This window comes from Gilliamella sp. B14448G11 (assembly GCF_016101765.1).
GTDB lineage: Bacteria > Pseudomonadota > Gammaproteobacteria > Enterobacterales > Orbaceae > Gilliamella > Gilliamella apicola_N.
The window spans coordinates 1-355 of sequence record NZ_JACFPX010000056.1 but is presented as its reverse complement, the minus strand read 5'-3'; the positions used below and the strand labels follow the sequence as shown (position 1 = coordinate 355).

Genomic DNA, 355 nt, shown 5'->3' with positions numbered 1-355 from the left:
CAACATTAAATTATCAGTCACCGATTGAATACAAAAGAAATCGATGACCTTATCTTTTTGGTACTAAAAAGTGTGGACATACCACGGTAATCGGTGCCATAAGTGGTGTTATCTTTTAGTTGGCTGTTAACTTCACCCAGTAAATTCGCCTGCGCATCGCGGTAGTTATAATCCTGTACTTGTACCGATGATTCCACCATCTGACTGTGTAAGGTTATATCCCAGACACTTTCAACGCCGTTATCCAGTGTACCACTTGGTTGTTTGTAGACAATATCAGCCACCTGCTGATAACCTTGCTCATAATCACTGATGACCATCACATCGCAATTATGTTCACCATGGGTTTCAAACC

At 41.1% G+C, this 355-nt stretch carries 1 pseudogene; it reads right to left on the bottom strand.

Going from position 1 to position 355, the window contains the following annotated elements:
• Positions 1 to 17: 17 nt before the first annotated feature.
• Positions 18 to 355, bottom strand: a pseudogene (locus H3S88_RS13165) (hypothetical protein); the annotation flags it as partial.